Raw genomic sequence first — 12,038 nt, forward strand, 5'->3', positions numbered from 1 at the left:
TTAACTTGTTTTAACTACAAAGATAATATTTCAACCTCTATTTATTATGATGCAAATCTAAAGGATTAACGCAGATTTTCGCAAAGGAAAACAAAAGATAAAAGAATAACAGTCTTTCAAATCTGCGATAATTCGCGTTAATCTGCGTTTATCAAATAATAAGCACTCTGTGGTGAATTTTGAATCTTAATCCAGGAATCGCTTCGTCAGCCCTTCATATTCATCTATTCTTCTGTCTCTCAGGAATGGCCACCAACGACGAACATTTTCCGAACGTTCCATATCAATCTCTACTACTATATTTTCAGGACGATCATTAGCGGCCTGTGCAAGAAGTTCTCCCTGCGGACCGGCAACGAAACTATTTCCCCAGAAAAGAATACCATTTGTCTGCATAGACGGATCGGGTTCATGCCCTACGCGATTGACAGAAATAACCGGAAGTCCGTTTGCTACAGCATGGGCACGCTGAGAGATAATCCAGGCATTGAGCTGACGAATCTTTTCATCATCCGCATCCGAACTTTCCCAGCCAATAGCGGTAGGATAAATTAATAATTCGGCTCCTTTCAGGGCCATAAGACGGGCAGCTTCCGGATACCATTGATCCCAACAGACAAGTACTCCCAATTTGCCTAAAGATGTTTGGATAGGCTCAAAACCAATATCTCCCGGAGTAAAATAGAATTTCTCATAATAAGCAGGATCATCAGGAATATGCATCTTACGATATTTCCCGGCAATACTGCCATCACTGTCAAAAACAACCGCAGTGTTATGATACAATCCCGGAGCACGTTTCTCAAACAAAGAGGTAACCAGCACAATCTGGTTACTGGCAGCCAGTTCGGAATAAAACCCGGTAGAGGGGCCGGGGATAGGTTCTGCCAGATCAAATAAGTTTGTGTTTTCTGTCTGACAGAAATACAAAGAGTTATGTAACTCCTGCAACACAACCAGTTGTGCACCACGTGCGGCACATGCTTCTATACTTTGAGCCAGATTCATCAGATTAGTTCTGATATCTGAAGTATTGGCCTGTTGAATCAAGCCGACTTTTATATTTCTCATCTTAGTAATTTACGATTAGACAATTTACGATTTACGATTGGGGTTACTTTATGATACCTGTGGGGTATTGCATGGTTACACAATGCAAAGAGCCATGCTGCCTGATCAAAGCGCGGCAGTCAATGCCAATTATGTCATACCCAGGAAAAGCTTCCTGTAAAACTTCTCCTGCACGTTTGTCCTTCCCGGGCTGATCATAAGTTGGATAAAGTACCGCATCGTTCAGTATCAAGAAATTAGCATAAGTGGCAGGCAAGCGTTCTCCTTCTTCCTGCACTTCATCGGCCATTGGCAGAGCTAACAGGCGATAAGGCTCTCCGGCCAACGTGCGAAATGTTTTAAGCTGCTCTTCCATGGCATGAAGAGATTTATAATGTTCATCTTTCTCATCTTCACATTGCACATATACGATCGTATCAGCGGGGCATAAACGGGCAAGTGTATCGATATGGCTATCTGTATCATCTCCTGCCAGATAACCATGATCCAGCCAAAGTAGCTGCTGAATATGAAATACACTCTTCAGATATTCCTCAATCTCCACTTTATTCATTTGCCCGTTACGATTGGGGGACAATAAACATTCAGAAGTCGTGAGCAATGTACCCATACCATCACTCTCAATAGAACCTCCTTCGAGAACAAAACCGAGACGGTTGACATAGCGTCCTTTCAGAACTCCGTCTTCAATGGCACGACGGGTAATCTGATTGTCCAAATCGGAAGCAAACTTCAGCCCCCAGCCATTAAAAGTGAAATCGAGCAGGGAAGGGGCATCTACGTCCATCATGGTAATAGCTCCATGATCACGTGCCCAGGTATCATTTGTGCCACACTTCAGAAAGCGTACATTCTCCATATTCACAGTAGCAGCGATCTGCTTCTTTACTTCTTCCGGTTCGGGCGTTACAATCAGTAACAGCTCTCGCTGAGCGATCTCATTGGCTATATTGACAAAACATTCCTGTACTTCATCAAGCATATAAGCCCAGTCTGTTCCCGCATGAGGCCAGGTCAGCTGAACACCACTTTGCGGATACCATTCAGCAGGAAGAAAAGGTGCCCGCATCTCTGTTTGCTGAGCCATCACCTTACCAAAATTCAACTGCAAATCCTTTTCCGAACCGCCCGAACGAGGAAGCCCAACTATAATTCCCATCTGTTTACTTACAATTTAATATTTATAAATCTTTAGAACAACCCTATTTACTGTTTTGGCTTACGGTCAAAGAACGGATTCTTAGAAGAAGCACTAACAGGAATAGCCATCACCATTTTACAGTCTTTCAGCCAATTGAGTTGCTGGGCAGCCAATCCGGCTGAAAACATCACACGTGTATCCACCCTCATATCGGCAGCTGTAGCACATGCCGAGCCAATGGCAATACCTACATCAATACTGTTTAGCGCACAGGGCACTCCCTCGGCACGAGCTGCACACGTAGCATATCCGCAATGTCCGCAATTCAATCCTTGTGCTTGCTCGCGCGTACCTATTAATACAATGCATTCAGCACTTAGAATATTATCAGCATCGCGAAGAAAGAATTTCATTCCATGTTCCTCAACCATTGCAATCATCTTGTCAGACAATATTTTGATATCCTCACCTGTAACCAAAGCCACTTCTATTATATCAATACCCTTTCCTTTCGGAGCAGTACGGGCAGCTGTCATCATCTGCCGCGCCACGTTGAGTATATGCTCGTGGCGAATGTCTCGTTCATTCTGTATCATAGCCTTTACTTTAAATAAAATCAGTAAGCAAAGATAAATATAAAAATGCAGTTGAAAAAAGAATTAATTCCTTATCTGATCCGGGAGGGTTATCTACACGCAGAACGGGTGTAAGCTACAGGCAAGTAATGCGCCCCCTGCAATCAGGCAAGGCGTTTGCTACAAACAAATTGTTAACAGTAAAATAAAGAAAAACAGACTGTTCCATATTATTTTGAAACAGACTGTTCATTTATTCTTTTATCTTTTCCAAAGATCATTTAAAATAACTATCCATCCATATTAAGCGTTCCTGATACCATCTGCTTATTTGCGCCAAAGAAGTATAGCAACTACTGTTCGACGGAATATACGGCCATTTCTTAAAATCACGTTCATACGCTTCTTGTGATATCCGTGACATAAAATCAGAGAAACGACCAATTACATTATTATAACTCAATGCATCCTTTTTCAATTCATTCCAACGCGCTATGATTTCTGGTTTAAAAGCAGTATAAAACATATTCCAGAACCGTTTGCCACTTTCTCCGGGTTCAGGAGAATTAAGGACAGTACCCGAACTGGACAATAACTTACTTCCATTCCAGTAAAGCCCTAAAATCGTATCCATATCATACCACAAAAAATACCAGATATTCCCATCCCAAGTACACATCGTAAGATTCTTATCTACATCATCATCAGCATAAAATGCCTCCAGAAGAATATAGTAATCAATCATAGACTCTTTATCAAAATAACTGGCAAAATCACTTTTAAAAGAACTCGGGTTCCTCTGTACACTGCCAAACCAATTCAACGGACGGGCTATTGTATTCTGAATATCCTGGGGAATGTCACCCAAACCACTTACACCATCTATCTTAGGATTCTTCATTTCCCAATTACCGGCAACAAAACCATAGAAATAGTTATGGTCTTCAGCCTTCAATAAGATATGTTTACGATTGGATTTATCCATACAGAAGTTGTCACGATGCGTCTTCAAGTTCCAGGTATACAGTCCATAGTACTCATCATTAATGTAAAGCTCCACAGGAAATCCGTCAATATGCCCTTTGGCACCATTATCCAATACACTCCCTTTGATATTGTCTCCCCAACCCGAACGCCAGGGACGTTGCTTTTCAAAAGGTAATGTACCGGCAACATCATCGATAACACGTCCCATACAGACATTACGCGCCTGTGTGGCATCTATATAATTAGCTTTCAAATGATAAGAGTCCATTGGTATCCAGTTTCCAAATTTTATTTTCCTGTCAAGGTCAATAGAAAAGTTCTTCTTGGGGTAAGACATGGATGAAGATCCCTGATAGGTTATCTCTATATCCGACTTGAATCCATACCCATTCCCACCACTATAAGTTAACTTGGCAGAAACCGGATAATCCTTTGTCACATCATTCAGATTAACTGTTATATTAACCTGTCCTAAGCTCTCCGACGGAAGAATAGGAGTATATTTTTTATCTTTCAGTTCCTGATATTCGGTAAATGATGCGGTAGCATCTTTCAAATCACTGATAGATGTCTCATTTTTTTTCAAGCTTGCCTCCAAGGTAACAATACAGTTTATTAAACTATCATTTGTTTTTTTCAATGCATTGATTGATTTTTGAAGTACTTCGGAATCATCACCTAACGCATATTCTGCATATTTAGCGTAAGGCACACTATTCAATGTTGTAGTATTAATCACTTCATAACCGTTGCCTCTGTCAAGTTCTACTTTTATGGACTGATTTTGAGCACTCCATTCTATGTTTTCAAATGTACCCGAAACACTGGTTCCGGCACCTATTATCATATTCACATACCCTGAAACAGATGTGGTAAGCTGATGTGTTTCCTTATAAAGGACTTGATTATCAGATAAAACAGTAACCAAAAGCGTTACATTTTGCTCTTTCAGAGCAACTCCGGAAGCATCTCGTATGACTGCCTGATAATTAAATCCTTTCTGGGGATTAGTGGCAAACAAACTCAAACAAGTACAAAGGCAGATAAATAAAAGAACGTGTCTCATAATTTTATGATTTTTTGGGTTATTACTGCTTTACCATCTATGTCAATCAATCTAACAGCATACATACCGGGAGCCAAAAACGATAAATCAAAAGTTTCTTTGGATCTCAACAGACGAAATTGCTTTGCAAGCATTCCATCCGACGAATAAATACGAACTTGTATCGGAGTATTGTATTGAGGTATACATACATTTATATAATCACTGACCGAATTGGGCCATATAGCCGTTTTATCCTGCCAATCATTGTCTTCAAGTCCAACAAGTGAAGAAAAGGATACATAAGACAAAATGCCTTGAATAACCATACAATCATCTGATTGATAATGGCCACCTATAACTTCTCCTATAGCCCATGTTGCTATAGGGGAATCTTCACCTGCTGTGGCTACTAACTGCTGAGCATTGGAGGGAAGGGCATACATACAGCAAAAGACACTCAGTAATGATACATAAATGTGTTTCATAATAGAAAGATTTAATAATTAACTCTATTTGATAAAACATATGAGAGATAGGAACACCCCAAACGGAATGTTGTTATTTAACATCAATTAAGCATACTCGCAGTATTCAAGCAAAACAATCGTTGTCAGCTATATTTAAAATCAATGAGAATATACAAGAAATAACACCCAAACAATGTTTCTGCAAAAACAGACTTAAGAGGTATGTGAAGTAGATTATTCTACGATTCTTCCAATATTTTGTTTACCTTTGCCAGAAAGATAGAATAAAGAAGTAAAATGCTACAAATAGACAATGCATGTATTGCTTTCGGAGACGAAGAGCTCTTTTCCGGTTTTTGCATGCAGTTACATAAAGGTGAAACCGCTTGTATCGCAGGCGAATCGGGGCGAGGAAAAACTTCTCTTCTAAATGCTGTCATGGGATTTGTCCCTCTCCGTAAAGGAACAATTACCGTAGGTGACTTCGAACTGACCCGAAATACCATTGACACCATTCGTCGGCAGATAGCTTGGATTCCGCAGGAACTGGCTCTGCCTATGGAATGGGTAAAAGAAATGGTACAGTTACCTTTCGAACTTAAAGCAAACAGGGGAGCCTCTTTTTCTGAAGAAAGACTGTTCAGTTGTTTTGCAGAACTGGGGCTGGATGAAGATTTGTATCGAAAACGGGTAGGGGAAATATCCGGCGGACAACGGCAACGTATTATGATAGCCGTGGCTGCCTTGTTGAAAAAGCCACTTATCATAGTAGATGAGCCTACTTCGGCACTCGACTCCGGATCTACAGATAAAGTACTGGCCTTTTTTCACCGACAAACAGAACAAGGAGCATCCGTTTTAGCCGTTTCGCACGATAAAACTTTTGCTCACGGCTGTAATCAGTTAATAAATTTGTAACTTCAATCGTAACTCGTAAATCGTCTAATCGTAAATATTTCCATGGGAACCATCGATATATCATACCTCAGTCTGCTAACAGGGTTACTCTTACTGATAATCCCTGTATTTTATTTGTGGAAATTTAAAACCGGACTACTCAGAGCCACTCTTATCGGTACAGCACGTATGATCGTACAACTCTTCCTTATCGGGATGTACTTAAAATATCTGTTTCTGTGGAATAATCCGTGGATAAACTTTCTGTGGGTGATTATTATGATATTTGTAGCCGGACAGACAGCTCTCGTACGTACCGGGCTAAAACGAAAAATACTATTGATTCCTATCAGTGTAGGCTTTCTATGCAGTGTTGTCCTGGTTGGGATGTACTTTATTGGCGTAGTGCTACAGCTGGACAATGTATTCAGCGCACAATATTTCATTCCTATTTTCGGTATCTTAATGGGAAACATGCTTTCGAGTAATGTCATTGCACTGAATACCTATTATAGTGGTTTGAAACGGGAAGAACAACTCTATTGCTATCTGCTTGGCAACGGAGCTACCCGGCAGGAAGCACAGGCACCTTTCATCCGGCAGGCAATTATTAAAGCTTTCAGCCCACTGATAGCCAACATTGCTGTAATGGGACTGGTTGCACTTCCGGGAACAATGATTGGTCAGATATTGGGAGGAAGTAGTCCGAATGTGGCTATCAAATATCAAATGATGATTATGGTCATTACATTTACAGCTTCCATGCTTTCATTAATGATTACCATTTCGCTGGCATCACGTAAATCATTTGATGCTTATGGCAAACTATTACAGGTTATGGTAGAAAAGAAAGAGAAAAAATGACAGAACAGATTCTGGAATTCATTTCAAAGTTATCAACACCGGGATTCTTCATTACAGCAGAAGTCTCACGGGAAGGGATCGTTATACCATCCGACATAGAACGCTTCATTCGGGAGAAACTTGTGTTAATAGAACAAGGAACAAATGCACGAAAATTCGTTTATCAAAAAGAAGATTGGAGGATTATATTCACATTTTTCCCTACAGATAGAGTAGTAGACGAGAAATACGCTTTAAAAAATAAAGTTCTTATTAAATATAAACGGTTTTGAGTGTATTTCACCACAGAGTAACACAGAGTTCCACAGAGTTTTTTAATCTTTATTGAAACGTAGATAAACGCAGATTTTCGCAAAGGAAAACAAATGTATGATAAAGAACTACAGTCTTTTAATCTGCGTTCATTTGTGTTAATCCGCGTTTCATCAGATAGATACTGCTCTGTCTTAATGATACATTAAAATCGTTTTTGCAACCTCCAGTATACAAATATATCCTAAATAAGCTATTTAATTTTCATACAATACTTTCCTTTTAATATTTCACACGCTTTCTTTTTGTATAATCATTTGAATTACTATATTTGCTACGAACTTAATTTAATACGGATGAAAATACTATCAATTCACGATCTTGAAAAGATCAGAAGAAGTGCGGAGACTGCCCTCCGTTTACGTGAAGAGAGCAATGATAAAGTAACTGAAAACAGTTGTGGGCTGGCTCTTGGTTCACAACATTTGCAGATTCTGATCTGTGGAGGTACGGGCTGCAAAGCATCTTCCAGTCACCTTATTGCTGACAATCTGAACAAAATACTTAAAGAAAGCGGAATAGCAGACAAAGTAGAAGTAATCACGACCGGATGCTTTGGCTTTTGTGAAAAAGGTCCTATCGTAAAAATCATTCCGGACAACACTTTCTATACTCAAGTCACCCCCGAAGATGCCGAAGAAATTGTAAAGGAGCATATTATAGGAGGAAAGAAAATAGAACGCCTGCTGTACACTGATCCTAAGACGGAACAAAAAGTAAGTGACTCCAAACACATGGATTTCTATCGGAAGCAATTACGAATTGCATTGCGTAACTGCGGATTTATAGATCCGGAGAATATAGAAGAATACATCGCACGCAATGGTTATGTAGCTTTAGCAAACTACTTGCTCAACCATACTCCGGATAGAGTGATAGATGTAATAAAACGCTCCGGACTACGTGGACGGGGAGGTGGTGGGTTTCCTACAGGTCTGAAATGGGAACTGACTGCCCGTCAGGAATCCGACATTAAGTACGTAGTCTGTAACGCTGATGAAGGAGATCCGGGAGCATTTATGGATCGTTCAATCATGGAAGGTGATCCCCATTCTATTATTGAGGCAATGGCTTTGTGCGGATACTCCATCGGAGCCTCCAAAGGCTTGGTATACATCCGTGCAGAATATCCGCTCGCCATACATCGGTTGAAAACAGCCATCACACAGGCCCGTGAATACGGATTATTAGGCGGACACATATTAGGAACAGATTTCTGCTTTGATATAGATATAAGATATGGAGCCGGTGCATTTGTGTGCGGTGAAGAGACTGCACTTATCCATTCTATGGAAGGTAAAAGGGGAGAACCTACTTTGAAACCACCTTTCCCGGCTGAATCGGGATACCAAAACAAACCAACCAATGTGAACAATGTAGAAACATTAGCAAATATACCTATTATATTAATCAACGGAGCCGAATGGTTTGCTTCCATCGGTACAGAGCGCTCTAAAGGGACGAAAGTTTTCGCTTTAGCCGGAAAGATTAATAATGTAGGGTTGATAGAGGTTCCAATGGGGACAACACTACGGGAAGTAATTTATGAAATAGGCGGAGGAATCAAAGGAGATAAAAAGTTTAAAGCTGTACAAACAGGAGGCCCGTCAGGTGGTTGCCTCACAGAAAAACACCTCGATACACCTATCGACTTCGACAACCTGCTTGCTGCCGGCTCCATGATGGGTTCCGGAGGAATGATTGTCATGGACGAAGACGATTGTATGGTATCGGTAGCCCGCTTCTTCCTTGATTTCACGGTAGAAGAGTCCTGTGGTAAGTGTACCCCTTGTCGTATCGGTAATAAACGATTATTGGAACTACTCAATAAAATAACGGAAGGTAAAGCTACAGAAAAAGATCTACAGACGCTGCAAACGCTTGGTAAAGTCATAAAAGATACCGCGCTGTGTGGATTGGGACAGACATCTCCCAACCCGGTATTGTCTACATTGGATAACTTTTATGATGAATACATAGAGCATGTACGGGATAAGACCTGCCGTGCCAAACAATGTAAATCTCTGCTCACGTACTATATCAACCCCGATCTGTGTATCGGTTGTCACCTTTGCGCCAAAAACTGTCCGGCAGATGCCATCACAGGTCTGCCACGTAAACCACATACTGTTCTTCCCGAAAAATGTATCAAGTGTGGCATGTGTATGGCACGCTGTAAATTTAACGCAATCTCTGTATGTTAATCTCAAAGACTATGGAAACAAAAGAAGTAACACTACAAATAGACCGTCACTCGATAACCGTACCTGTTGGTACTACCATTCTGGAAGCCGCCACCGAAATCGGCATAAACATACCAACCCTCTGCCACATTGACCTGAAGGGTACTTGTATCAAAAACAATCCAGCTTCCTGCCGTATCTGTGTGGTAGAGGTGGAGGGTAGAAAGAATCTTGCTCCTGCCTGTGCCACTAAATGTACAGAAGGGATGACAGTGCGTACCAGTACACTACGAGTGATGAATGCACGAAAAATAGTAGCTGAACTTATCCTGTCCGATCACCCGAATGACTGTCTGACCTGCCCAAAATCCGGCAATTGTGAGTTGCAAAACCTTGCTCTTCGTTTCAACGTACGCGAAATGCCATTCACTGGCGGAGAGCTTTCATTGCGTAAACGGGAAGTAACTTCTTCCATCGTTCGCAACATGGATAAATGTATTTTTTGCAGACGATGTGAAAGCGTTTGCAATGATGTACAGACAGTAGGTGCCTTGGGAGCTGTACGCAGAGGCTTCAATACAACTATAGCTCCTGCATTCGATAAAAAGATGAGTGAGAGTGAATGTACTTATTGCGGACAATGCGTTGCTGTTTGTCCGGTAGGAGCGCTCACCGAGCGCGATCATACCAACCGGCTCCTCGAAGATCTGGACGATCCTGATAAAGTGGTTATTGTACAAACAGCTCCTGCTGTACGCGTGGCCTTAGGAGAGGAATTCGGTTTGCCCGCCGGTACCCCGGTTACAGGCAAAATGGTATATGCCCTCCGTGAATTAGGCTTCGATTATGTATTCGATACCGACTTTGCAGCTGATCTCACTATTATGGAAGAGGGTGCAGAAGTACTGGACAGACTCACACGCTTTCTAAATGGGGATAAAAATGTATGTTTGCCTATCCTGACTTCCTGTTGCCCGGCATGGGTGAACTTCTTTGAACATCATTTTCCCGATTTACTAAATATCCCATCTACGGCTCGTTCTCCGCAGCAAATGTTCGGCTCCATTGCCAAAACATATTGGGCAGAGAAAATGGGTATTCCACGTGAAAAACTAATAGTGGTTTCCATCATGCCTTGCCTGGCAAAGAAATACGAATGCGACCGGGAAGAGTTTAAAGTCAATGGCAATCCCGATGTGGATTATTCCATCTCCACCCGCGAACTGGCTACACTTATCAAACGTGCTAATATCGGTTTCAACCTGTTACCAAACAGTGAGTTTGACAATCCAATGGGAGAATCAACGGGAGCCGGTGTTATCTTTGGAACAACCGGTGGAGTTATGGAAGCTGCCTTACGGTCTGTATATGAAATTTATACAGGTACCACGTTGGATAATGTAAACTTTGAACACGTCAGAGGACTGGCAGGAGTACGCCGGGCTACCATCAACCTGAATGGCTTTGAGTTGAAAGTGGGGATTGCTCATGGTTTAGGGAATGCACGCCGCTTGTTGGAAGATATCCGAAACGGACATAATGAGTACCATGCTATCGAAATCATGGCTTGCCCCGGAGGATGTATTGGTGGCGGAGGGCAACCGCTCCATCACGGACGGGCAGATATACTGTATGCACGCTCTCGTGCTTTATATGAAGAAGATGCGCAGAAACCTTTGCGGAAATCACACGAAAACCCATATATTCAAAAACTTTATGAAGAATATTTGGGTAAACCTCTCAGTGAGAAAGCACATATGCTACTGCACACACATTATTTCAATAAAGCCATTGATTAACGTATAAAAAATAAAACTATGTCAGATATAAAATTAGCATGCACAGTAGTCGAACAGATAAAGGCAATCTGTGACATACATGGAAATGCTCCGGGAGAGCTCATTAATATTCTGCACGAAGCCCAACATCTTCATGGGTATTTACCGGAAGAGATACAACGCATCATAGCCCATAAACTCAATATCCCTGTATCAAAAGTATATGGAGTAGTTACTTTCTATACATTCTTTACAATGACTCCCAAAGGGAAACACCCTATCTCAGTTTGTATGGGGACTGCCTGCTATGTAAGAGGTTCGGAAAAATTATTAGAAGAATTCAAACGTATTTTAGGTATCGAAGTAGGAGAGACCACACCGGATGGAAAGTTTTCATTAGATTGCCTCCGCTGTGTGGGAGCCTGTGGCCTTGCCCCCGTAGTGATGATAGGAGAGAAAGTATATGGACGCCTTCAACCAGTAGACATAAAAAAGATTCTGGATGACTTAGATGTGCTTCCCGCACGGGGAAGTACGGCGGGCGATGGGAATATAGATAAGAGGTAACAGGCTGATTATCAATGGATACAAGAGTGTACAGTTTTGCATGATAAAAATGTACACTTTTATATAACAAGAATGGTTCTTCTTCAATTTAGTTGAACCGTGTTTGATAAGTCACTTTTGCAAAGTAGGCTCTATGGGATTCAAAATC

11 protein-coding genes are annotated in these 12,038 nt (G+C 41.3%); 6 read left to right on the plus strand and 5 right to left on the minus strand.

Translation table 11 applies throughout. From position 1 onward, the window contains the following. Nucleotides 1–186 precede the first annotated feature (186 nt). The 5 genes from HCG69_RS20450 to HCG69_RS20470 all read right to left on the minus strand — a co-directional run bounded on the left by HCG69_RS20450 (nt 187) and on the right by HCG69_RS20470 (nt 5,307). Nucleotides 187–1,071 carry a carbon-nitrogen hydrolase gene (locus HCG69_RS20450; RefSeq protein WP_002560204.1) on the minus strand — a complete coding sequence of 295 codons (885 nt, stop codon included), beginning with the start codon at nt 1,069–1,071 and terminating at the stop codon, nt 187–189. 43 nt (nt 1,072–1,114) lie between these two features. Beyond that, nucleotides 1,115–2,230 (minus strand): agmatine deiminase family protein, encoded by a 1,116-nt coding sequence (locus tag HCG69_RS20455; protein ID WP_221651547.1) that lies wholly within the window; start codon nt 2,228–2,230, stop codon nt 1,115–1,117. Nucleotides 2,231–2,277: 47 nt separating this feature from the next. Continuing rightward, nucleotides 2,278–2,808, minus strand: coding sequence for a ferredoxin domain-containing protein (locus HCG69_RS20460; protein ID WP_002560202.1), 531 nt, complete (start codon nt 2,806–2,808; stop codon nt 2,278–2,280). Between the two features lie 256 nt (nt 2,809–3,064). After that, complete coding sequence (locus HCG69_RS20465) at nt 3,065–4,840, minus strand: CotH kinase family protein (protein WP_221651548.1); 1,776 nt, start codon at nt 4,838–4,840, stop codon at nt 3,065–3,067. After that, nucleotides 4,837–5,307 carry a T9SS type A sorting domain-containing protein gene (locus tag HCG69_RS20470; protein WP_221651549.1) on the minus strand — a complete coding sequence of 157 codons (471 nt, stop codon included), beginning with the start codon at nt 5,305–5,307 and terminating at the stop codon, nt 4,837–4,839. Before HCG69_RS20470 ends, HCG69_RS20465 begins: the two co-directional genes overlap by 4 nt. 279 nt (nt 5,308–5,586) lie before the next feature. Between HCG69_RS20470 and HCG69_RS20475 the strand changes: the two genes are divergently transcribed. The 6 genes from HCG69_RS20475 to HCG69_RS20500 all read left to right on the plus strand — a co-directional run bounded on the left by HCG69_RS20475 (nt 5,587) and on the right by HCG69_RS20500 (nt 11,890). Then, nucleotides 5,587–6,207 carry an ATP-binding cassette domain-containing protein gene (locus HCG69_RS20475; RefSeq protein WP_195348526.1) on the plus strand — a complete coding sequence of 207 codons (621 nt, stop codon included), beginning with the start codon at nt 5,587–5,589 and terminating at the stop codon, nt 6,205–6,207. Between the two features lie 42 nt (nt 6,208–6,249). Next, nucleotides 6,250–7,050, plus strand: a complete 801-nt coding sequence (locus HCG69_RS20480; protein ID WP_221651550.1) for an ABC transporter permease — start codon at nt 6,250–6,252, stop codon at nt 7,048–7,050. Then, a complete protein-coding gene (locus tag HCG69_RS20485) occupies nt 7,047–7,322 on the plus strand; it encodes a hypothetical protein (RefSeq protein ID WP_221651551.1) in 276 nt (91 codons plus the stop codon). The genes HCG69_RS20480 and HCG69_RS20485 overlap by 4 nt, the downstream gene beginning before the upstream one ends. A 336-nt stretch (nt 7,323–7,658) precedes the next feature. Next, the gene (locus HCG69_RS20490) at nt 7,659–9,566 is read left to right on the plus strand and encodes an NADH-quinone oxidoreductase subunit NuoF (RefSeq protein WP_221651552.1); all 1,908 of its coding nucleotides are present in this window, start codon (nt 7,659–7,661) and stop codon (nt 9,564–9,566) included. Nucleotides 9,567–9,577: 11 nt separating this feature from the next. Next, nucleotides 9,578–11,344 carry an NADH-dependent [FeFe] hydrogenase, group A6 gene (locus HCG69_RS20495; RefSeq protein ID WP_221651553.1) on the plus strand — a complete coding sequence of 589 codons (1,767 nt, stop codon included), beginning with the start codon at nt 9,578–9,580 and terminating at the stop codon, nt 11,342–11,344. A gap of 18 nt (nt 11,345–11,362) precedes the next feature. Beyond that, nucleotides 11,363–11,890, plus strand: a complete 528-nt coding sequence (locus HCG69_RS20500; RefSeq protein ID WP_122201725.1) for an NAD(P)H-dependent oxidoreductase subunit E — start codon at nt 11,363–11,365, stop codon at nt 11,888–11,890. The last annotated feature ends 148 nt before the right edge of the window (nt 11,891–12,038 follow it).

The sequence above is a fragment of the Bacteroides sp. K03 genome (genome assembly GCF_019734355.1).
Lineage (GTDB): Bacteria > Bacteroidota > Bacteroidia > Bacteroidales > Bacteroidaceae > Bacteroides > Bacteroides nordii.